General features: G+C 40.3%; 21 protein-coding genes and 1 pseudogene. 16 read left to right on the top strand and 6 right to left on the bottom strand.

Annotation, left to right across the window (positions count from 1 at the left end):
* Window positions 1–50 precede the first annotated feature (50 nt).
* The 5 genes from Ami3637_RS04485 (at window position 51) to Ami3637_RS04465 (ending at window position 3,728) form a co-directional block, all read left to right on the top strand.
* Window positions 51–512, top strand: a complete 462-nt coding sequence (locus Ami3637_RS04485; protein ID WP_162361511.1) for a hypothetical protein — start codon at window positions 51–53, stop codon at window positions 510–512.
* 266 nt (window positions 513–778) lie between these two features.
* Window positions 779–1,231, top strand: a complete 453-nt coding sequence (locus Ami3637_RS04480; RefSeq protein ID WP_162361510.1) for a DUF2975 domain-containing protein — start codon at window positions 779–781, stop codon at window positions 1,229–1,231.
* A 12-nt stretch (window positions 1,232–1,243) separates the two neighbouring features.
* Window positions 1,244–1,450: a helix-turn-helix domain-containing protein gene (locus Ami3637_RS04475; RefSeq protein ID WP_162361509.1), complete on the top strand. Its 207-nt coding sequence runs from the start codon at window positions 1,244–1,246 to the stop codon at window positions 1,448–1,450.
* A 63-nt stretch (window positions 1,451–1,513) separates the two neighbouring features.
* The gene (locus Ami3637_RS04470; RefSeq protein ID WP_162361508.1) at window positions 1,514–3,124 is read left to right on the top strand and encodes a DUF4153 domain-containing protein; all 1,611 of its coding nucleotides are present in this window, start codon (window positions 1,514–1,516) and stop codon (window positions 3,122–3,124) included.
* A gap of 13 nt (window positions 3,125–3,137) precedes the next feature.
* Entirely contained in the window at window positions 3,138–3,728 is a 591-nt protein-coding gene (locus Ami3637_RS04465) for a GDSL-type esterase/lipase family protein (protein WP_162361507.1), read from the top strand.
* A gap of 220 nt (window positions 3,729–3,948) precedes the next feature.
* Here Ami3637_RS04465 and Ami3637_RS04460 read toward each other — a convergent pair whose 3' ends face one another.
* Window positions 3,949–5,109, bottom strand: a complete 1,161-nt coding sequence (locus Ami3637_RS04460) for a hypothetical protein (RefSeq protein WP_162361506.1) — start codon at window positions 5,107–5,109, stop codon at window positions 3,949–3,951.
* 339 nt (window positions 5,110–5,448) lie between these two features.
* On the opposite strand from Ami3637_RS04460, the gene Ami3637_RS04455 reads away from it, so the two are divergent.
* The 10 genes and pseudogenes from Ami3637_RS04455 (at window position 5,449) to Ami3637_RS04410 (ending at window position 14,924) form a co-directional block, all read left to right on the top strand.
* Entirely contained in the window at window positions 5,449–5,862 is a 414-nt protein-coding gene (locus Ami3637_RS04455) for an acyl-CoA thioesterase (protein ID WP_162361505.1), read from the top strand.
* Window positions 5,863–6,020: 158 nt separating this feature from the next.
* A complete protein-coding gene (rlmD, locus tag Ami3637_RS04450) occupies window positions 6,021–7,511 on the top strand; it encodes a 23S rRNA (uracil(1939)-C(5))-methyltransferase RlmD (protein WP_162361504.1) in 1,491 nt (496 codons plus the stop codon).
* Window positions 7,512–7,692: 181 nt separating this feature from the next.
* Window positions 7,693–8,366: pseudogene (locus Ami3637_RS19070) on the top strand (CatB-related O-acetyltransferase).
* A 118-nt stretch (window positions 8,367–8,484) separates the two neighbouring features.
* Entirely contained in the window at window positions 8,485–8,751 is a 267-nt protein-coding gene (locus Ami3637_RS04440) for a recombinase family protein (RefSeq protein ID WP_330586821.1), read from the top strand.
* Window positions 8,752–9,202: 451 nt separating this feature from the next.
* A complete protein-coding gene (locus Ami3637_RS04435; RefSeq protein ID WP_162361503.1) occupies window positions 9,203–11,920 on the top strand; it encodes an S-layer homology domain-containing protein in 2,718 nt (905 codons plus the stop codon).
* An 88-nt stretch (window positions 11,921–12,008) separates the two neighbouring features.
* Window positions 12,009–12,653 carry a GNAT family N-acetyltransferase gene (locus tag Ami3637_RS04430; protein WP_162361502.1) on the top strand — a complete coding sequence of 215 codons (645 nt, stop codon included), beginning with the start codon at window positions 12,009–12,011 and terminating at the stop codon, window positions 12,651–12,653.
* 39 nt (window positions 12,654–12,692) lie between these two features.
* The gene (locus Ami3637_RS04425; RefSeq protein WP_162361501.1) at window positions 12,693–13,355 is read left to right on the top strand and encodes a hypothetical protein; all 663 of its coding nucleotides are present in this window, start codon (window positions 12,693–12,695) and stop codon (window positions 13,353–13,355) included.
* Between the two features lie 25 nt (window positions 13,356–13,380).
* Window positions 13,381–14,133 carry an N-acetyltransferase gene (locus Ami3637_RS04420; protein ID WP_162361500.1) on the top strand — a complete coding sequence of 251 codons (753 nt, stop codon included), beginning with the start codon at window positions 13,381–13,383 and terminating at the stop codon, window positions 14,131–14,133.
* A gap of 27 nt (window positions 14,134–14,160) precedes the next feature.
* On the top strand, window positions 14,161–14,568 hold the full coding sequence (locus tag Ami3637_RS04415) for an iron chaperone (RefSeq protein ID WP_162361499.1): 408 nt from the start codon (window positions 14,161–14,163) through the stop codon (window positions 14,566–14,568).
* A 5-nt stretch (window positions 14,569–14,573) separates the two neighbouring features.
* Window positions 14,574–14,924 (top strand): DUF2200 domain-containing protein, encoded by a 351-nt coding sequence (locus tag Ami3637_RS04410; protein ID WP_162361498.1) that lies wholly within the window; start codon window positions 14,574–14,576, stop codon window positions 14,922–14,924.
* Window positions 14,925–14,959: 35 nt separating this feature from the next.
* Here the strand turns inward: Ami3637_RS04410 and Ami3637_RS04405 are convergent, their stop codons facing one another.
* Window positions 14,960–15,646, bottom strand: a complete 687-nt coding sequence (locus Ami3637_RS04405; protein WP_162361497.1) for a YczE/YyaS/YitT family protein — start codon at window positions 15,644–15,646, stop codon at window positions 14,960–14,962.
* Between the two features lie 188 nt (window positions 15,647–15,834).
* Between Ami3637_RS04405 and Ami3637_RS04400 the strand changes: the two genes are divergently transcribed.
* Window positions 15,835–17,214: an aminotransferase-like domain-containing protein gene (locus Ami3637_RS04400; RefSeq protein ID WP_162361496.1), complete on the top strand. Its 1,380-nt coding sequence runs from the start codon at window positions 15,835–15,837 to the stop codon at window positions 17,212–17,214.
* A gap of 151 nt (window positions 17,215–17,365) precedes the next feature.
* On the opposite strand, the gene Ami3637_RS04395 is transcribed toward Ami3637_RS04400, so the two are convergent.
* The 4 genes from Ami3637_RS04395 to Ami3637_RS04380 all read right to left on the bottom strand — a co-directional run bounded on the left by Ami3637_RS04395 (window position 17,366) and on the right by Ami3637_RS04380 (window position 22,378).
* Window positions 17,366–19,954: an FtsX-like permease family protein gene (locus Ami3637_RS04395; RefSeq protein WP_162361495.1), complete on the bottom strand. Its 2,589-nt coding sequence runs from the start codon at window positions 19,952–19,954 to the stop codon at window positions 17,366–17,368.
* Window positions 19,951–20,634 carry an ABC transporter ATP-binding protein gene (locus Ami3637_RS04390; RefSeq protein ID WP_162361494.1) on the bottom strand — a complete coding sequence of 228 codons (684 nt, stop codon included), beginning with the start codon at window positions 20,632–20,634 and terminating at the stop codon, window positions 19,951–19,953. Before Ami3637_RS04390 ends, Ami3637_RS04395 begins: the two co-directional genes overlap by 4 nt.
* Before the next feature lie 81 nt (window positions 20,635–20,715).
* The gene (locus tag Ami3637_RS04385; protein WP_162361493.1) at window positions 20,716–21,705 is read right to left on the bottom strand and encodes a sensor histidine kinase; all 990 of its coding nucleotides are present in this window, start codon (window positions 21,703–21,705) and stop codon (window positions 20,716–20,718) included.
* On the bottom strand, window positions 21,692–22,378 hold the full coding sequence (locus Ami3637_RS04380) for a response regulator transcription factor (RefSeq protein ID WP_162361492.1): 687 nt from the start codon (window positions 22,376–22,378) through the stop codon (window positions 21,692–21,694). Before Ami3637_RS04380 ends, Ami3637_RS04385 begins: the two co-directional genes overlap by 14 nt.
* Window positions 22,379–22,528 lie beyond the last annotated feature (150 nt).

Raw genomic sequence — 22,528 nt, 5'->3', positions numbered from 1 at the left:
CAATTCTATGCTATCTGGAAATGTCAGATTTTTAATATGAGGTATAAAAAATGCGGTTTAGTAAGAAGAGTTTATTTGTTTTGGTTATAGTAGTTACCACTACTGTAATCCTTACTGCTTTAATAATGCAAAATCAATTTGACTACCCTAAAAATAAGTTTGGCATAGAGGAAAGTGACAGATTTTGTTTGACTCATTTGTACAACGTAAATGGAGTTGTAGGAGCAGAAAAAACAGAATTTACCCCAAAAGAGAAAAGAAAGATAATGAATTTTCTTGCGAGTCTTGAATATAAAGAACCTTTAACTACTCCAACCGAAAAATTATATGGAGTTCCTGTACAGCTTAAAGTTAGTAAACAGGACGGAAGCAATATAGTATTTTCATTTGATACAGATATTGGGGTAAAAGAGTATGACAAGGATAAAAACATACTAAGTCAAAAAATTTATACTACTGGTAAAATGCAACGAAGAAACATTTATAAAATACTTGGGATAACCCCGAATTAATTTCTTGGAGGCAGATATTTAACCATTTTTTTAATGGTCAAATATCTGCCATTTTATTTCTACAAAACCTAGCTATTGAATAATAGCTACAGCAATAGTGTGCTAACGAATCTAGATTTATAATTCACCCCTCTAATGTTAATTTAATTGGAAAACAGCAATAATTTATCGATAAACGATAAAAATATATTGACAAACAAATATAATCTAAATATAATGGTGTTAAAATAAAGCTTTATTAGAAAGAAAAGGGAGATTCTTAAGAAATGTGGAATTCAAACAAATCATTGAAATTATCCTGCATATGTACCAGATTAGTCATGGCTTTAGTTCTAGTATGTGCAGCAGCATTGCCTTATTTAGTTGATTTATATCTGTCTATTGGACCTCATTATCTAAGTGAAATGGATATAAAACCATTTATGATAATCTTATATGCCTGTTGTGTTCCGGCTCTTGCTGCTTTGTACAGCTTAGATAGGCTTTTGGCTAATATAAAAAGAGAAGACATTTTTACAGATAAAAATGTAGCATATCTAAGAGCAATTTCCTGGTGTTGTTTTGGTGTTGCAGTACTTGTAGCCATGGCAGGTTACTATTATTTCCTTTTCTATTTTGTTGCAATCGTTGCAGCCTTTATAGGTTTAATTGTCCGGGTAGTTAAAAATGTCATTGAACAGGCTGTTATCATAAAGACTGAAAATGACTTTACTATATAGGAGGGGTGCAACATGGCAATAGTAGTGAATTTAGATGTGATAATGGCAAAGAGAAAGATGTCAGCAGGGGAGCTTTCGGAAAAAATTGGCATTACACCGGCCAACCTTTCCATACTAAAAAATAACAAGGCAAAGGCGATACGCTTTTCTACATTGGAAGAAATCTGCAAAGCACTGGACTGTCAACCGGGAGATATACTGGAATTTGTAGAAGATTAGGCGTGTTTAGATAAAATATATGCAGGATAAAAGTTGAAGGGTTAGAGAATGGGGAGAGTAGAAATGAAATATTATTTTTCTGAATCAGGGGGATTAAATGTGAGCGGAGAACAAAAAAACTATGATATAAAGGGGATTGGAATTGCACCCATGAAGTTTGTGTCTGCAGACTTCTGGTTTGCAGCGGCCCTTTTAGTCTGTGGTTTCTTGTACTGGAATTTTATATTAGCTTCGAAAATGGGAATTGGTGTAACCATATTTGCAGTGATTTTATGCAGCATTGCATTGCTTTATTTTAAAGCCAGAGGAGTAGCTCAGAACAGAAAGAGTTTAGTTTGGCTGATATTAACATCAGTGGGTTCTGTACAGTTTATGATCTTTGACGGATATACTTTTAAAGGCCTGAATCTGATTTTCACATCCTTGTGTTTTATTTACTGGATTACAGTCAGCACCGGAAGGTATATGGATATAAGATTGTCCCTGTACACCTTATGGGATATGTTCAACCAGACTTTCATGGTGCCTTTTGCCAATATTACATGCGGATATTTTGGGTTAAAACAGGGAATTTCTAAAAACAGGCATAGCAGAAATGCCATGTACGTAGCAGCAGGAGCGGTGGTGTTTCTACCGCTGATGATATTTGTTACAGGCCAGCTTTCATTAGCAGATGCTGCCTTTGAAGGTCTTCTTGACAGAATCCTTCAGGCTATTTCAATGAGCAGTATTATTACTTATGCATTGCAGTTTATCATGGGTATACCAGTGGCATTTTATTTATTTGGGCTTATTTATGGTAATGTTGCCGGAAGAAATGCAGAAAGTATGAACAAAGAGAAAATCCAAAGAATTTCTGATGACATCAGCTTTGCACCTAAACTGACTGTTTATACTGCCATGATAATATTCAATTTAATTTATATCATGTTCTTCATATCTCAGGGGGCATATCTGTTTGCCGCTTTTAAAGGAATTTTGCCGGATACCTTTACTTATGCAGAATATGCCAGAAGAGGGTTCTTTGAACTATGCAAAGTATCTGCTGTAAATGTAGTACTGATTGCACTGGCAAATATCTTTATTGTAAAAAAGGAAAAAGACAAAGAAACCTTAAAGCAGCCTGTAATGCTTAGATTACAGACAGCGTTTATGTCCATCATGACTATGGGACTGATTGTTACGGCATTAAGAAAAATGTATATGTATATCCAGTCTTATGGCTTAACACAATTAAGGGTTTACACTTCATGGTTTATGGTAATGCTGTTGTTTGCTTTCGCTGTGATCGTAATCAGGCAGCTGAAAGAATTTAATGCTTCCAGAATAATTATTATTGGGGGAATTGCAGGTTTTCTGTTGCTTTCTTATGGCAATATAGACGGAAATATAGCAAAATATAACATTGACAATTACCAGAATGGCAGCCTGGAGAAAGTTGATCTTAAGGCACTATTTAGTTTGTCAGATGGTGCTGTTCCATATTTATACGACTTATATGGGAAAACAGATGATGCAAATACCAGGCAGGTGTTATATAATTATATAGTTTATGGTAATGTAGATGGTGAGTCCGTACCTGCTGAGCGCAGCTTTAAAGATTTTAATTTTCAATCCAGCAGGGCAGACAGCATAAGTGGTACTTTACAGAGTAAAGGGTTTTCACTTAAGTAACAAGGAGTATCAAATGGCAGGTAAGCTAAAAATAGTGTTTATAGGAAACAGTATCATCAATGGTTTCCCTTATGACAGAAACCAGGAATTTGTAAGTCTTTACAGGGATGCCTCAGGAAATGATGTGATTAATAAAGGAGTCAATGGAGATACAGTCCGTGGGGTCATGGGAAGATTCTCACAGGATGTGCTGGCAGAAAAACCAGATATCGTAATTATTCTTGTAGGCACCAACGAGTTTATCTATAAGGAAGCTTCGCCTGAGCAATGCATGAAAGATATAATTAATTTAATTGAGCTTGCACAAAATCAGGGGATTGAACCAGTATTGATGACCCCTATACCTCTTGAACCCACAATGGCTAAGTCCCGATGGATGGTTTGCGATGATGTGGACTATGAGGAAGTTCAGCAGCAGATAATCCAGTTGAAAAAACAGATAAATACCTATGGCAGAGAAAACCATATCAGAGTGATAGACGCATATTACGCTTTTTCAGAATTTGTGTCTATGGTGGGTGAACAGACCGCCTATTATGATGGCATTCATCCAACCAGAGAAGGACATAGATTTTTAGCAGAGATAGTTGGCAATTTCCTATAAATTAAGGATTAATGCTCTCAAAATTGAGAAAATAAAATATTTACGGTAGCTTTTTTGGTGAAAGCTACCATATTTTTTTGAAATGGTAAATTTATGGTAGGGTTTTCCAGAAAAAAGTAAAAAATAAGCCATTACCTTACAAAAATCAGAAAAAGAGCTACCGAAATTTTAATATTTTTATAATTTTCGGTAGCATATAATTTAAGGAGCTATGTAATGTTTAAATGGATACATCTATCTGCTGTGCTGTTTGGGCTTTTCCAGTGCTTTCTTTTAGGTACATTCCGGTACGACGGATTTTACCATTTGTCTGGCCCGATTCTGCTGACTTGAGAGTAAAATCTGTTTGACTGCTGCCAAGGTAAATGGCTCCTATATCAGCTGATTTCAGGTTAATCAGTTTATCCGTACCGTCTTCTTCTTTTATCCAGACTTTCAACTTGTTATATATGTCATCGTTTTCATCTATCCAGCCATTTTTGTCTGTATCATAGGAAGACAGCTCTTCAAATCCATTTCCAGTCTGGGTTCCAAACAATTCACTTCCGTTGTTTATCTTCCCATCTCCATTTTTATCTAAGGCAAGATAACCACTGCCTTTACTCAGATAAGAAATATTGTCTTTTTTTCCATCACTGTCTATATCAAAGCTAAATTTCTGGTTGCTCAGGCTGGCCGGATTGTTGCCCAGATTGATGACAAGGGGATCCGTCATAATAACCTGTTCGGACCATTTTATATCGGTATACTTCATGAAGCTTCTGGACATTTCCATGTCAATGCCGAAACTTAGTTCACGTCCATCCTGAGTCTTGGCGATTCCGACAGATGAAAAAACCGTACTTTCCTTTTCTGACAGAAAATGAGTGGCATTTACATTTCTTACCCAGGTTCCCGCAGAAGTTGCCGTTCGGATTTCACCCAGAACTGGTGGGGCACTATACCCTGTAGACAGACTATCCAGTGTCCTTCTTGAACTTTCAGTCAGGCCACTATAATAAAAATCATCATTATGTTTAACATTGGATAGCAATTCCAGCATTTTTTTCAGTATAGTCAATCTGTAATCTTCCAAATCTGTCATGGGAAATGAGCTGTCCTGAGTGGACCCAACTGACAAGTCAGGTTTTGATTTTACAGATGCAGCTGGATTTTGGCTGGCAGAGGTTGGTTTAATCTGAAGTGGTGCGTTATCATCCGCCAAAAGTCGTTTTGTTTCGTTTAAAAATCGGGATAAACTGTCTTCAGCACTGACTTTATCCTGGCTAGCGGCTGGCTTTTCAGGAACCCACTTCCGCTCCTCTGATTTAATCTGGGTAAATTCCACGGCTTCATATTCCCGTGTCGAATTCATAGTAATCATACTGGATTCAATTTTCATTTCCTTTCCCCCTTACGTAATAAATTACACACATATTTATTACGTCGGTAGAAATGTGGGAAATATAACAGATAACAGGAAAATAATGTACATACTATTTTAAGAAAGTCATGATAATAAAATAATGAAGTGAAATAACAGGAAATTATGTTACTATAATGTTGTTTACATAGATTATATTATGTGAATATATGTAAACCTACGGTTTTTGAACATCCATGGAGGAATGCTACTGGCGAAAAGGATTATAAACTTATATTCACAAAGAAGTCTGAAATATATTTAATGGGCGGGAAACCATTTCTATGGTATAATTAACTGATATTTGGGAGGAAAAAAATGAAAAAATATGAAACTGAGATAAGAGTAATATATGCAGACACAGATGCTATGGGCATTGTTTATCATACAAATTATATAAAATGGTTTGAAGCTGGAAGAAATGAATTCCTAAGACAGATTGGATACCCTTATTCCAGAATGGAGAAAGAGGGCATCTGGTTACCTGTTGCAGCAGTAAACTGTATATACAAATCTCCGGGAAAGTATGATGATGTATTATTAATTAAATCCTGGGTTAAAGAATTAGGGGCAGCAACAGTGGTCATGGCTTATGAGATTTTTAGAAAAGAGACAGGTGAATTACTGGTAACAGGAACAACCAAGCATGCAATCACTTCGCCGGAATTAAAACCTGTCAGATTGAAGAAAGTGAATCCGGCACTATTTGAACGATTATCGGAGGATTTGTAGGACTGAGGTGAAACTGGACGATTAGTGCATAAAAAGTTAAGTGATGTCGAATTTAATTGTGTAATGTTAATTTACGATGAATAAATAAAACCAATGGTTGCAGGATTTAGATTTAAAGCTGTAAAATACAAATATAACATTAGAAATGATGAGGAATAATGATGGAAAAAGGACAAAAATGTCAATTGCAGATTGACGATATGAGTAATGAAGGACAGGGAATTGGTCGAATTGACGGCATGGCTGTATTTGTAAAAGGAGCCATTCCAGGAGACACCGTTCTTGCTGAAATCACGAAGATAAAAAAGAATTATGCTTTTGCTGTGACAAAGGAGATTGTGGAACCGTCCCCTTACAGGATAGACAAAGAGTGCCCATACGCAGAGGAGTGCGGGGGATGTACTTATGCAGGGATGAGTTATCAGGGCCAGCTTGCAGTAAAAGAGAAACAGGTACGAGAAAAACTTATAAGACTTGGAGGTTTGGAAAGCCCTGAATTGAATTCTATAGTGGGCATGGATGAACCCTATGCATACCGAAATAAGGGTCAGATGCCAATCAGTACTGGTGGAATCATCACAAGAAAGGGCGGAATCATTGAGAATCTAGGAAAATGTACAATTGGCTTTTATAAAGCCAAGAGCCACGATGTGGTTAACTGTGACAAGTGTTTGTTGCAAACTCCTCCTGCAGCAGCGGTTGCCCAGGCCCTGAGAGAATTTATGAAGAGTGACAACATTACCGCTTATGATCCAAAATGGGAAAAAGGTCTCATGAGACACCTGGTGGTGAAGACTGCCATGGGCACTGGGGAAGTAATGGCCATACTGGTTATAAATGGAAAAGGTATACCTAACAGTTCTAAATTGGTTGAAATGATGGATGAGGCCATTTATGCACTGCCTGCCAGAGAAGATGGGGTAGAGTATAATCTGGAAAGTGTTGTGATTAATATAAATAAGGGGAAAACTTCTGAAATAATGGGGAAAGAATGCATTCCTATAGCAGGCAAACCAACTATTTTGGAACGAGTAGGAGATTTAGAGTTTGAGGTGTCGCCGTTAGCTTTCTATCAGGTTAATCCGGTGCAGATGAAAGTACTTTATGACAAAGTACTGGAATATGCACAGCTGAAGGGCACTGAAAATATTTTGGACTTATATTGCGGTGTAGGAACAATTGGACTTTACTGTGCCAATGAGATGAGAAAAAAATCATCAAATACAGGAAAAGTACTTGGCATTGAGTCAGTAAAAGGTGCAGTCATGGATGCAAACAGAAATGCAGTCATAAATGGACTGGTAAATACGCAGTTCCTTTATGGAAGAGCAGAAGAAGAACTTCCAAAAGTACTAGAAGGATATACGGATAAGGAAGGTTTTGAAGTACAAGCATTTAATCCTGATGTGATTATTCTTGATCCTCCAAGATCCGGATGTGCATCAGAACTGTTAGAAGCAGTGGCAGCAGCAGGTCCGGATAAAATCATTTACGTATCCTGTGACCCGGCAACCCTGGCCAGAGATGTAAAAATACTGGGCGAATTGGGGTATCAGTTTGTAGAAGGAACCCCAGTGGACATGTTCCCATGGACGAGGCACGTTGAAACTGTGATTCTGATGACACGTTGTGGTAAAAACGATAAATAAGCTACTTCGGAGACAAGATGTTATGGTTTTGGAACGAAGAAATCTATAGTTTATTGGTTTGGCTTAGCAAAAAGGAGACGGTCAATTTATGAAAGAAATTCGAAGAAAAAGGGCGATAGCTACGGCATTAACAAATAAATTTGGAGGTGATATGAATATAAAAATAAAGGAGTAATAACTGATGAAAAATACAGATAAAATACAAATTGTTGATTCAAATGAGATCTTTCCAAATGGATATAAAACATCCTGCTTTATAAAAAATGTAATTACCGCTCCCAATATCTTTGTGGGAGATTATACCTATTATGATGATGCCAATGACCCACAGGCTTTGAAAAAAACAACGTTCTTTATAATTGGCCTGATTTTGGAGATAAGCTGATTATCGGGAAATTTTGTACCATTGCAAGTGGTACACAGTTTATTATGGGGCCTGCGAATCACCGTACTAGCAGTGTAACCACTTATCCATTTAATGTATTTGGCGGCGCATGGGAGGAGAAAACCCCTCCACATCTTTCTCAACTGCCGTTTAAAGGCGATACTGTTATTGGAAATGATGTTTGGATTGGACGGGAGTGCGTGATTATGCCCGGAGTAAAAATCGGTGATGGAGCAATGATTGCAACAAGGTCTGTGGTTACGAAAGATATTCCGGCGTATACGGTGGTCGCCGGTAATCCTGCAAAAATCATTAAAAAACGTTTTGATGATGAAATGATTGAGTTGCTCCTAAAATTAAAGTGGTGGGATTTTGAATCATATCAATTGGTGGACATACTTCCACTTTTGTGTAGTTCTGATTTGGAGTTGGTAAAGACACAAATAAGAGATATACTTCACATAGAATGAGCATACCCCTATAATCAAAAAATAACACAGAAAATTCAGAGGTGTTGAGATGAAAAGTCTTGATGCCTCTATTTTCATATAAACCTAAAATACAATTTAATAAATCTGTTGTTAGGTTATGTTCTTCGTCGCTGAAAACATAGCCTATTTTTCTGCACAGATTAAATATTATACCGAACTAATTAGCAAAAAAGATGACTGGGAATATGCTGGAATCTGCGAAGACGAAGCATGGAGTGGTACAAAGCTACAAAAGCGGGATGAATTTTTGAGGAGGATAAAAGACAGTGAGGCAGGTAAGGTGGATATGATTATTACAAAGTCCGTTACCAGATTTACAAGAAACACATTAATACTTTATCATAGAAGAGCGAACAGATGCTGACTATCTTAAGCTCACTGGCACAAGTAGTTAAACCGGTTGGAGTGTTAATGTGGCATTCTGACCGTTTTTTTATTTGTCAATACCAAATTAAAGTAAAAAATGAGTTTTTTAAGTGTAAAAATGAGTCTTTTAAGTGTAAAGGCTGATTTCCTCTTTTTATGTGATATTGTTTAGTTAGAAGTAAATTTAAAATCTGAATAGATTTCTACGCAAAGGAGTGTATTAACCGCAGGCATGAGGACGTACTCCTGTCTGCCCCTAATGCTGAGGGCAATGTGTGGCCAAAGCAGGTTTGCCCTGCTTTTGAGCCGAGAGCTGATACTCCAGATGGACTTAGGTAGTGCTGGTATTGCCGTTGTGCCGACTTTCATTTGGACAAACCCCGCTCGCTTGATGTGGGCGTTTGCTACTGGCCAAAAAAATTCTAAGTTAAAGAAAGAGAGAATGTACTATGAAAAAAAGACTTTTAAGCATTTTGTTATCACTGTGCATGGTGCTGACTTTGATGCCCGCCATAGCGTGGGCGGATACGTCGGCAACTACAGCGGAAGAGTATGCAGCAGCTGAACCTGCTGCGGTAGCGAGTACCGATTATGAGATAAACGACGCAGATAAAACCCTCACCCTCTACAACGCTAAAGGCGCAGCGTGGTGGAGTGCAAACAGCGCAAAAGGGTTAAGCGACGAGGATGGGGAAAAGTGTCTTACCTATACCGTTAAGCTTGCAAATGACATCAATGTGTCAGCTTTCCTGTGGACGCCGGTGGGCACTTCTAGCGCCTTCAAAGGTAATTTTGACGGTCAGAATCATACCATCACGGGGCTGACGGTAGATGTGAATATGAGCAGTGGGACAGCCTATGCCGGATTGTTCGACATCATCTCAGGTACAAGCGGTACGCCTGTATCCATTCAAAATGTCGGACTAATTGACTCGTCTGTGACCGCCACTTCACCTAATCAAGCTTGGGCTGGCGGAATTGCAGCAAGAGTAGACAGTTGCACCATCACCAACTGCTATAACACAGGCAGCATAAACGCTGTTAATACGGGAGAAAATGGTAATGTCATAGCCAGCGGTATTGTAGGACTAACAACTAATAGTACCGTCACCAATTGCTATAACACCGGGAACATAACCGGCAATAGTAATCTAGGAAGCCTAGTTGGCGGCATTATAGTCCAAGCAATTGAAAGTACCGTCACCAATTGCTACAACACTGGTGACATAAGTGTTACCAGCGATACGAATTACATCGGCGGTATTGTGGACGCAATTTTCCATAGTACTGTCACGAACTGCTACAACACCGGTAGCATAAGCGCAACGGGTACTACGAATTCCATCGGCGGCATTGTGGGTCGTATAAACATGGACAGTATCCTCACGAACTGCTACTATTTAAGTACTGTTGCGGAGAAAGGCATCAGCTTGATTGATAGCAGCAGCGCTACAAATTGCGGTACCTTTGATAGCAGTGGAACACTGGCAGCGGGTACAGCAGATCAATTTGGCGGTTCAGACCAGACTCTCGGGAACGGCAGTAACCTTTTGGCTGCCCTCAACGGCTGGGTTCAGGCACAAACCACGCCTGCTGATTACCAGACCTGGACTGTGAAAACAGGAGTGAATGGGGGATATCCGGTGTTCGGTATCGGTTATGCCATCACTGCCACTACTGCTACTAACGGCAGCTACACCGTCAAGGTAGGGAGCAGTGAGGTTACTTCTGCAAATGCAGGTGATACTGTAACAATCACGCCTACTCCAAGCAGCGGCTATGAGCTGGACAAGGTTACTGTCTTCAAGACCAGCGATACAAATACCCCCGTGGCGCTAAATAGCAACACCTTTACCATGCCTGCTTATGCCGTTACAGTCAATGTTACCTTTAAAACCAACACGCCTACAAACAGCGGTGGCAGCAGTGGTGGCAGTGGCGGCAGTTCCGCGTCAACAACTCCCGCTGCACCTGTAATAGTGAGTGGTAAGACTGAGAGCATCGGAAAGTCTGAAGCTACCACAAATGAAACCAAGGTTACTGTGGACAGCAACAAGCTTACTGAAAAAATAGGAACCGCCGAAAAAGGAAGCAATGTTCAGATACCGGTATCTGACAGCAGGTCAGCAGCAACGGCGGAAATCGTAGTCAAGAACGTTGAGGATATGGCGAAAAAAGATATGACTCTTGAGGTCAAGTCTGGTAACGTAAGCTATGAGCTGCCAACAACTGCAATGGATACTACTTTAGTAATGAAAAGTCTTGGAGCGTCGGATGCCAGCAAGGTTCCAGTAAGCGTCACCATCAAGAAACTTGACGAAAGTACCGTGACAGTGGAAAATGGCAAGCTCATCGTCCCACCTGTTGAATTCACAGTGACCGCCACCTACGGCGGAAAGACGGTTGAAATCAAAGGATTTAGCCAATACGTACAGCGCAGTATCGAGATAAGCAAGGAGCAGGCGGCACAGATAACCACCGCCGTTGTAAAGAACCAGGATGGGACTTTACGCCATGTTCCGACTTATGTATATCAGAAGGATGGAAGATGGTTTGCAAGAATTAACTCCCGCACCAACTCCACCTATGCGCTTATACACAATGAAACAGCTTTTGCCGATGCACAGGGCAAATGGTACGAAAACATTGTTTCCGAGATGGCCAGCAGGAAGATCATAAATGGCAAGTCCGAAACCAGTTTCGATGGAAATGCCAGTATTACAAGAGCTGAGTTTGCGGCGATACTGGTTCGTGGGCTTGGGTTGCCTACCGATGGCACATGCAGTTTTACTGACGTGAAGGCTGATGACTGGTATTCCGGCGCGGTGGGCACTGCCGTAGAGTATGGCTTAGTAAACGGTTACAGCAACGGCAGTTTTGCACCCAATGCAAACATCACCCGTCAGGAAGCTATGGCGATGATTCAAAGAGCGGCGAAGATTGCCGAATTTACTGGAACCACTGGCAAGCTCTCCTCCTTCACTGACAGCGATAAGGTAAGCACATGGGCCAAGAGTGCAGCTGAATTTAACGTAGGTTCTGGACTTATCGTCGGTAGCAACGGTAAACTTCGCTCCGGCGATGACATCAACAGAGCAGAAACTGCAACGGTCATTCTACGACTCCTGCAAAAAGCGGAACTGATAGATGTACGAAGTAAAACTTGATTTTCGCACCATTGAATTCTATCTCTGTCAGTGATAGAATAATTCCATAATTGTGAAAGATTATTTAAATAGATATCAGGGGTAAAAAATGAATAAAATTGTAAAGATTAGAAATGAAAAAGAAACAGATTATAAAAGGGTAGAAGAAATTACAAGGAAATCTTTTTGGAATTTATATATGCCGGGGTGCCAAGAACACTATTTGGTTCATGTTATGCGACCCCATGAGGATTTTCTGTCAGAGCTTGACCTCGTGATAGAAGTGGATGGTCAGATCATCGGCAATATTATGTACACGAAGGCCAAGCTGGTTGATGAGGCTGGGATTGAAAAAGAAATCCTTACCTTTGGTCCGGTTTGTATCCTACCAGAATATCAAAGAATGGGGTATGGGAAAATGCTTATGGAGCATTCTTTTGGGTTGGCAGTTGCCCTTGGGTATGATGTCATTGTCATATTTGGGGTTCCAAGCAATTATGTGAGCCTTGATTTTAAGAGTTGCAAAAAGTTTAACATCTGTCTTGAGAATGGAGCTTTCCCAGCAGCTATGATGGTAAAAGAACTCAAGCCGGAGACTTTGGACGGAAGAAAATGGGTCTATTATGACAGCCCTGTGATGAAGATAGACCAACAAGAAGTAGCGTGCTTTGATGAGGGCCTGGAAAAAATGGAGATGAAATTCCAACCGAGCCAAGAAGAATTTTATATCCTCAGTCATTCTGTTATACAGTAAGGTCCTTTAGACAAAGATAAAAAGCCTTAGGAGGTCATCATGAAACGCAACCCCTTTACCAAGAGGAATCTTTATCTTATACTAGCTCTCATATTTCTATTTGCCCTAAGCGCCTGTGAGGAGAACAGTGCCAACACTCAAAAAACAAACAAAGATGCTGCTCTTGTAGCATATGATAATTTCTTAGCAGGAAGTATAAAGGCACAAGACTCAAAACATGAGATAAGTGATGGAGTTGTCACAATTAAAGATATTTCTTTGGAGCCAGATTTAAAAACATATTATGCTATATTTGATATGAACGGGGATGGAATACCGGAACTTCATCTTCGTCCTGTTGTGGGCGGGAGCTATGCTATTTTTACGTATCTTGATGGTCAAGTAGTTTTATGGCATGATGGTCCTGATTATGAATCTCCCCTAAACAACGGTGCAATCTTATATGAACGCAATGGGGCAGCACCAACTCATATTAATTATTATTATTTGGTTTTGGACTCCCATGGAAATGAAATCTCAAAAGTATATTTCGCAAAATATCACAGCGTCAATGAAAGTAATCAGACAGAAAGTACCGATTATGATGTATTTATGTTTGAAGATAAAGAAGTTTCAGAAGATGAATGGAATTCACTGACTAGTAAATATCTTACGAATTCATCTGACTTAATCATATGGAATGAATTAAAAGCAAATTCCTGAACGAGTACTTCAAAGGAGGGTATACATGAATACTGATTTTGTAAACATAACAACAGAAAACCTTGCCAGTGAGCACTTATGCTGCATTATCCGAAGCAAAAAGCCTCATCAAGGGATTGACGCTAAGCGACAATGGCTTTCAGAACGTCTAAACGAAGGTCACGTCTTTAGAAAGTTAAATGAAAAGGCTACAGTTTTTATTGAATATGCTCCTCTTGAAACAGCTTGGGTTCCCATAGCAGGTGACAACTATTATTATGTATATTGTTTATGGGTCTCAGGTAGTTACAAAGGGAAAGGGTATGGAAAATCCCTGATGGAGTATTGTTTAGCTGATGCCAAAGAAAAGGGTAAATCCGGCATTTGTATGCTGGGAGCAAAAAAACAAAAATCATGGCTTACAGACCAGTCATTTGCGAAAACATATGGCTTTGAAGTTGTGGATACTACTGATAATGGATATGAATTGCTTGCGCTTTCTTTTGACGGTACAACGCCAAAGTTTGAACGAAATGTTAAAAAACAGAAGATTGAAAGCAAAGAGTTAACAATTTATTATGATATGCAATGCCCCTATGTCTGTCAAAACATTGAGATGATAAAACAGTATTGCGAGATGAATCACGTCCCTGTATCTTTAATTCAAGTGGATACGCTGGAAAAAGCAAAGGAATTGCCTTGCGTTTTTAATAATTGGGGTGTTTTTTATAAAGGAAATTTTGAAACGGTGAATTTGTTAGATGTAGCCTACTTAAAGAGAATACTCAAAAAAGTATAAGACACAATAAGAAGGAGTGTGGGTTAAATGTGGAAATGCCCAAAGTGTGGCCAGGAGTTTAAAAGCGTAGAACAAAATCATTTTTGCGTAAAAAAGAACAGTATTGACGAATATATTGCTGAACAGGCAGAAGCTGTGCGGCCTCTGTTGCAAGGTATCCGTGAGACTATCCGTGCAGCCGCACCGGAAGCCGTAGAAAAAATTTCGTGGAGGATGCCCACATTCTGGCAGGACGAGAATCTCATCCACTTTGCGGCATTCAAAAAACACATCGGGATTTACCCCGGTGGGGAAGCTACGGCCGAATTTGCGGAACGGCTTGTAGGATATAAGACTTCCAAGGGAGCCATTCAGTTGCCCCTTGACAAGCCCATTGACCATGAACTCATCACCGACATCGTGCGGTGGAGAATAAAACGGAAAGTGAAAAGGTGATACCTATGAAAAACGAACGGGTATATAAAATGACATTTTCGAAAGTCTATCCGTTGCTAGTCCAAAAGGCGGAGCGCAAAGGACGCAGTAAATCTGAGGTTGACATGGTGATTTGCTGGCTGACGGGATATGACGATTTTGGTTTGCAAGCACAGATTGTAAAGAATGTCGATTATGAGACCTTCTTTAACGAAGCCCCACAGATAAACCCCAACGCCACCCAAATTTCAGGGGTGATTTGTGGGCATCGAGTTGAGGAAATCCAAGAACCACTTATGCAGAAAATCCGCTGGCTTGACAAATTGATTGATGAATTGGCAAAAGGCAAGCCCATGGAGAAGGTTTTAAGGAGCTGAAACTCATGGCATTATTATGAAGCTTTTGTGGACTATTAATAATTTCCAGGCATCTCTTCATCATCAGGCTGTTCCTTTTTATTACGAAAGAGCATTTTGTATGTTCGGTCCAATGTTTCGTGTTCAACTTCTGTGGCATCAAACTTAAGCAATTTAAAGGTTACCTGAACACAAAATCCTATTAGAAATGCGGATAAAATTGTTCCGATACCAAGCATACCACCAAGTCTCCAACCTATAAATACTGCTAAGAGTTCAATTATTCCACGGCAGACACCTATTGGCAGGCCCGTTATGCGAGTAAGGGCAACCATCAAACTGTCCCTCGGACCTGCTCCAAACGCTGATCCAATGTAAAAATATGAAGCCAAAGTAATTATAAACAATCCGATAATCAACATCATAATTCCAAGTGGAAAATTGTTCAACACTGGTATTATTTGAAATCCAATGATCATATCAAGAAATACACCAATGAGCACCATATTTAAGATCGTCCCAAGTCCGATTTTTTCTCCAAGCAATACTGCTATTAGTCCAATAACTACTCCAGTCATAATAGAAGCAGTTCCGATGCTTATTCCTGTGGTTTTAGCAAGCCCCACATGGAAAACTTCCCATGGAGCGTATCCTATATGGGCGTTTAGTGTAACTACGATTCCAAGTGAATATAGAAAAAGTCCCCAGATTAATCGCAATAAACGGGTATAAAATATTTTCATTATAAAACCTCCTTTGAAGATTGTATGACTTGTAAAAATGTTATATAATAATTGTATGACCTTAGTGCAAAAAACAATTATTATAATATTATTGGTTATAACCTTGCATTTAACCTTATTATAGCGGCGTTTGCAGGGAAGTCAATAGGATATTGTTTGTCATACAATTTGTATTGGAGAGATGATTTATGTGGAATCCTAAAATTATTGATACAGATAAAATCCTCTATATTGCCATCGCAGATGCAATAGAAAGGGATGTTACTCTTGGAATCCTTAAGCCAAATGAAAAAATGCCACCTCAACGAGCACTGGCAAAGATAATAGGGGTAAACCTTACTACGATTTCCAGAGCATATAAGGAAGCCGAAAAAAGAGGACTTATTTCAGGCACCATTGGAAGCGGAACTTATGTATTACAAAATGAAAAAAAAGATATTACTTTACCGGAGATTCTCAGTGGTCATGATGAAATTATTGAACTTGGTCTAGTGGGTTCCATGAAAGTGGAAGGCTATGACTTATCAAATCTGCTAAAAGCTATTGCAGAAGACAACGCATTTGATTCACTGCTTGACTATGTACCAAGCCAGGGAGTTGGAAGACACAGAGAGGTTGCTTCAAAATGGATAAGACAGTATGGCCTTAACGTAGGTTGTGACCGCATTGTAGTATGTGCAGGAGCCATGCATGCGATTAGCTGCTGCCTTATAGGTATTTTCGAACCAGGAGACAGAATTGCTGTGGATTCGCTTACATTTACCGGAATTAAGAATATAGCCCAACTCAGTCACATTAAACTTGAACCGATAGCAATGGATTCAGAGGGTATGATTCCTGAAAGCCTTGAAAACATGTGTAAGAAGTATCAAATAAAAGGGATTTATCTTATGCCTAATATGCAAAATCCTACAGCAACTGTGATGTCAACTGAGAGAAAGCAGGCTATTGCAGATATAATTCTTAGGTATGGACTAATCCTCATTGAAGATGATATATATAATTTTACAAATAACACAGAACGGACAGCATTAAGTGCTCTTGTGCCTGATAAAGGGATTTTTATCAGCGGCATCTCAAAAGCATTATTACCAGGACTTAGGATAGCTTTCGTTGTTGTGCCTGAACAATTTTTGCACAAATTTATTCATGCTGTTACAAGCACTGTATGGATGGCACCACCCATAAGCGCAGAGCTGGTGACACGTTTCATTGAGAATGGCACTGCTGTAGAAATAATTAATAAAAAAAGGAAAGTGCTTGCTCGTAGACTACAACTGGCGAAGGCCATACTGAAGGACTTTTCATTTCAAACTACTGAAAGCAGTATGTTCTTGTGGCTTGACCTTCCAGAAGGATGGTCCTGTACGGATTTTGAGAACATTGCTTTAATGAATAAAGTAAGAGTTATATCCGCGTATAAGTTTTATGTTGGAAACCAACTGCCGCCAAATGCAGTAAGAATTTCACTGGGTGCGGTAAAGAATGATGAGCAGCTGGTAAAGGGATTGAATGTCTTAGTACGTATTTTGAAGCAGTATCCGCTTCTTACTTCACCTGTAATGTAGGACAATAATAAGTAAGTAATTGGTGAGAAAGAAAACGGCGGTTTTGATTGTTCTTTCAAAACCGCCGAAGTCCATATTGGGATGCAAAACATAATTTGCCGTAGTGGGATATTTTTTTACCACAGAGTAGCATTACGTTGTAGTTTAAGGATTAAGTCATATCATCCCGAAGAGCATCAATAATATTTTCTTTTTTTAACTTGCTAATGGCATACAGCATGGTAATGAACACAATAAAGAGCACGCTGAATGCGCTGATTGCCATACTGGACCATGGGAGCACAAAATTGAAATTGTCTATCTTTTCTGTGACCATGAATCCTTTGTAAATAAACCATGAGATAAGTCCTGACAGGGGAAGACCGAATATCAGCGCCCTTATGCCATAAAACGCACACTCGAAATTCATCATTTTATTAAAATCACGGTCAGACATCCCTATTGAGCGGAGCATGGCAAGCTCACGCCTGCGAAGCCTGATATTGGTGGAAATGGTATTAAACACATTGGCAACCGCAATCAGCGAAATCATGATGACAAAAACATATGTGAATACATTAACAACAAATGTTAAACTTCGGTATTGTTCAAGCATTTCATTTACATTGTACAGGTTATATAAAGATGTAATTCCAGCATCCTGAAGCATCCCTTCCATTTCAGCCCCTGATTGGGAAGGATTCTTTGACTGAAAGGACAGGCCTATAGTTGCAGGAGTATCCGGGGACGCAAACTTGTCTATGAGGGAATAGGGGGCTACCACCATAAAGACCCTTGGATTCTGCCTGGAAGGTTCAAGTGGAGGAGGATCTATCGGGTATGTATCCACAAAGGTAATGTTTATGCTTTGTTCCTTTTCCATCATTGGTTTGTCATTTGTTTCTGGAGTCACATTAAAAGTCCCAGAACCACTGGCGAATATATTAAATAACTGGTTGGACCCGTCTGTCTTGTCAACCCGCTGTTTGGCAACGGCAATCATCTTCCCATGCTCCCCGGTATATTCTTCTTTAGATAAGCCCAATTCTTTGATGAAGTGCAGATATTGGCTGTCTTCAATAAACTGGATATACATTGGCAGATGAACCGTATTTCCTGGCGAAGCATAACCCTCGTATTTCCTGTAACGATCTGAAAAATCGTTGGCTTTAACAGCACATGAATATGCCAAAACCGATTGGTACGTGCTTTTATAAATCCCGCCTGCGGTGTTCAGTTTGCGGTAAAGGGGTAACATTTCACTGACATTCATGTTCTGAGCAGAAAAAAAGATATCATAGTCTATGCTCATAATCAACCGTTCTGAGAGCCGTTCCAGAGTTGTTCCAAAGGCACTTCCAGATATAAACAGCACCACACTTAAAACAAGGGATAGCACAATGCTGCGATAACGTTTTTTGTTTCTCTTAAAATTTCTAAGGGCAAGAGTACCCTCCAAACCCAAAATACGTTGGGTGAATTTTGATGTTTTCATGGCTTTGGATTCAGTTTTGATCTCATTTGTCTGGCGAATACTCTCCATTACGGGAGTGTTAGCGGCTTTTCTGGCAGGGATATAGGCTGAAATCAAAATGGTAACCAGACTGATTGCTGCAGCCGCCACAATAGCCGGGAATGATACCGACAAGGTTAAAGGCACGTTGCTATAGAGAATGTTTCCGAAATTTTCTGCAACAATGGGAATTACAAGCCCGATACTGCCTATGCCCACCAGAACACCAATGGGTATACCGATTGCACCGACACAAAGTCCCTCAAATAGCACCGAATTTCGCAGCTGTCTTGCAGTGGCCCCTACTGACGAGAGAATCCCGAACTGGCGTGTGCGTTCGTTCAACGAGATATTGAAGGAGTTATAAATCAGAAAGATAGAGCCTGTCATTATTATAGCAATCAAAATACTACCAACAGAGTACAGAAGGGCGTTGAAGATATTATCTCCTGAAAGACCCATGAAGCGCAGCACATTATCATTAAAGACATAGTGATGGGTTCCGGCTGTACTGCTTGCGTAAGCTCTTATCTGGTGGGGGTTTTTCAGGGTGACAAGCAGGCTGAGGCTATCCCCTTTATTTTGGACATCTGCTTTTGTTATCAGGGTATATCCCGGCGCGGAATGTTCCTCAAAACCGGGTCTTTCGCAGATACCCACAACTGTATAGTTTTTTTGTATTTTTGGAACAAGTACTTCTTTGCCTTCTCCCAGACTCACGCCGGGAACATAAGGATCGTGTTGATCCAGATTCTTGTTGGCTTCCATTCGGCTTCCAACAGCCAGAGAAAGAGTGTCGCCTACCTTAAAGCGAACGCCACCCTTTGCTGCCACATGGGACGGGACTAGAATCTCCCTGCTATTTTCAGGAAGTCTGCCAGAAATCAGATTTATGGGCAAGGTATCAAAAGTTTTCTGGCTGAATCCGGCAATAAACAGATAGGGTTTTTCAGGACTTTTTCCACCCTCAAGTTTTGAGTAGCCAATATTTTCAAATTCGGCGGCATTTGAAACTTCTTTGTCATGGGTTCGATTCTGAACAAAAGAAGAATCAACATTAAAATACTCAATGTGCCAATCACCGTATTTGGCTATGGAGCCCTCTATCAGAAAATTCTGCAGGGAAACTCCGAAGGTTGCCACTGCTGTAATCATGGCGGCAGACAGAATAACCCCCATAACCGTTACAATGGTTCTTGTGCGACTCTTTTTCATGCTTTGCAGGGTTGCTTTGTTTAAAATGTTCATGACTTCACCCTCTCGTCTCGCACAACTTTGCCGTCTGATATGCCGATAATACGGTCTGCTTGTAGGGCGATATTTTCGTCATGGGTGACAAGGATAAGGGTCTGTTGATATTGTTTATTGCTTAATTTCAGCAGATTAACAATTTCATGTCCATTCCGACTGTCTAAACTGCCCGTGGGCTCATCGGCAAGCATGACCGCTGGCGCATTCATCAAAGCACGTCCTATGGAAACACGCTGTTGCTGGCCCCCGGAAAGCTGATTGGGTAAATGGTTTTTCCGGTCTTTCAAACCAAGCAGTTCCAGCAAGTCATCCAGCCGGTCCTTGTTGACTTTACGCTTATCCATCAGGATAGGCAAGGTGATGTTTTCCACCACATTCAATGTTGGAATGAGGTTGTGAAACTGATAAATCAGTCCCACCTGCCGCCTGCGGAAGATGGCTAGTTTTTCATTACTTTGTGCATATACATCCTGACCGTCCAAATAGACCTTCCCACTTGTAGGCACGTCAACGCCGCCAATGATGTGAAGCAATGTGGATTTGCCGGAACCAGAGGATCCGATGATTGCAGTAAAATCTCCCTTATTGATTGTAAGTGATACTTGGTCAAGGGCGGTGACTTGATTTTCACCCTTGCCGTAGGACTTACATAAATTTTCAATTTTTAAAAACTCCATTAAGTGAGTCTCCTTTCTCCTGTTTACCCTTATAATAGACTCTTCAACTTACATCTTTGTGACTTTCAGGTGAGAGATTCGTCACTTTGGAAAACGAACGGAAAACATGGCGCCTCCCAGTGGATGATTTTTTGCGGTTATGGTTCCTCCCTGCCGGGTTATAATCATTTTGCAGAGAGCTAATCCAATCCCATAACCTGTAGTGTTTGGATTTTTCCCACGATAAAACCTGTTAAACAGGCTGGATAGATCTTCTTTTTCAAAGCCTCCACCGCTGTCGTGGATGGTAATATCCGTAAACAGTGGGGTGTCTATGCAGGCAATCTCAATTTTTCCATTTTCTCCGGTACTTTCTATGCAATTTTTCAGGATGTTCTGGATTGCTTCTGAAAGCCAGCCTGAATCCCCCTGAATAAAGATTCCTTTTGGTACATCTATTTGCAAATCAATATTGTGTAAATCCATTGGGATTAAAAAGGGGCGAAGAGCGGTGCATATTAAACTGTTTACATCTATTTGCTCCTTTTGAAATACCACAATACCCGCATCCAAGCGGGACAATTTTAGCAGAGAAGTAATCAGCCAATCCATCTGCACAAGCAATTCTTCTGTTTCCCGGACAAAGGCTTTCCTCTGGCTTTCATCAGGGTTATTTGCTAACAATGACAGAATGAGGTTGGCGGATGTGAGAGGAGTCCGGAGCTGATGGGCTATGTCAGCCAGGGAATCCGCAAGGTTTTCTTTTTCTTTTTTCAGGGCGTCATTTTGCTCCCGGATTCGAAGTATCATTTTTGTTATCTCACTGTGCAGAATGGAGAGTTCCCCCTCATCTAATTCGTCTATTTCCATGCGGTTAGCATTATGGAGCACAAGGTCTATCTGATCTGAAAGCCGGGCAATACTTTTGTATCGGGCTTTAGTAAACATGAAAAATGCTGAGCCAAAAGCGGTGGCAGAACTAATAGCAAGTATTCCTGCCAACCTGCTGATAGCAAATCCCAGCATGACAGCAACAGCAGCCATGAGGAAGAACAAAAGGATAAACTGACGAACCTCTCTATTCCGAAGCATAATTGCCTCCCAATCTATACCCTGTTCCTCGAACAGTCAGAATGATTTGTGGGATTGCTGGGTCGTCCTCTATCTTTTCCCGCAAGCGTTTGATGTACACGGTCAGTGTATTGTCATTGACAAACTCTCCTGCTGCGTCCCACAATTCATCAAGCAGGCTGCCTCTGGTGATAATACTTTTTGGGTTGCTAATAAACACCAGCAATAAGCGATATTCTAAGGCAGAAAGAAAAACTTCATTGCCGTTTTTTTTCACAATGCCGCTTGCCGTATCCACATGAAGCCCACCAATTTCAAAATCCGATGGCGAACGCCCGCTTTTTCGCAGGGCGGTACCAATTCGCGCAATCAATTCACGGGGACGAAAAGGCTTGGTGATATAGTCATCGGCGCCCATGTTCAGGCCGGTAACAACACTGGCCTCATCACCGGAAGCTGTCAGGAAAATAACGGGAATATTTTGCACTTCTTTGATTTCCGTACAAACTGCAAAGCCATTCCCATCAGGTAAAGAAATGTCCACAAGGGCCAAGTCAAATTTATTTCCCTCAAGGGCGGCAAGGGCATCACACCGGGTAGGTGCATGAGTAACTGTAAACCCCTCCGAGCGGAGCAGAAGTACTAGGTTTTTAGCGATTGTCTTATCGTCTTCAACCAAAAATATCCGTTTCATTTATTTTCACCATCCTTTACTTTAATGCTCCTGAATCGTTTGTCAGATGTTTTTTGCACTGCTTCTTTTGTTGTTATATAATCCACAAAAAACATCTCCATTGCTTTATTGTATTTCTTTTGACAGAAATATACAAGCTGAGTTTAAAGG

This window comes from Aminipila terrae (assembly GCF_010120715.1).
GTDB lineage: Bacteria > Bacillota > Clostridia > Peptostreptococcales > Anaerovoracaceae > Aminipila > Aminipila terrae.
The sequence above is the reverse complement of the archived record's forward strand: the minus strand, read 5'-3'. Positions and strand labels throughout refer to the sequence as shown.